The following is a 337-nucleotide window of genomic DNA, read 5'->3' on the forward strand; positions in this document are numbered from 1 at the left end:
GACTTATTCAGACGCGACCAGCGAGGCATTGGCTTGGGGACTGCATGACGCATGGCCTACCGCCGGTTTGCTGTCCTCAGAGGCCGGTACCGTCTTCGGAGGGCACAGCATGGGCGGGGATTCGGTGCTGAGAAACCTTGCGTTGCTGAATCAGTTGTGGGGAGCCGAAACAGTGCGGATTGACCGGCGCACTGCCCCCTCATATATCCTGAAGGATGTGCGTTTGACGGTTGGCTTGCAGGTACAGGAGGCCGCTTTCAGATCGTTCCTCGAAAAGACCGGAACGCTTGCCCGAGGTTCGGGGTTCATGGCGCGGTTTTTGGTTTGTTGGCCGGGA

The 337-nt window shown here is 59.1% G+C and carries 1 protein-coding gene; it reads left to right on the top strand.

Annotated features, from left to right (window positions below):
* Positions 1-337, top strand: a 337-nt coding sequence (locus tag IV91_RS0114730) for a DUF3987 domain-containing protein (RefSeq protein ID WP_031599544.1), incomplete at both ends; no start/stop codon positions are given.

Origin of the sequence: Ferrovum myxofaciens (assembly GCF_000735045.1) — a bacterium.
Taxonomy (GTDB): domain Bacteria; phylum Pseudomonadota; class Gammaproteobacteria; order Burkholderiales; family Ferrovaceae; genus Ferrovum; species Ferrovum myxofaciens.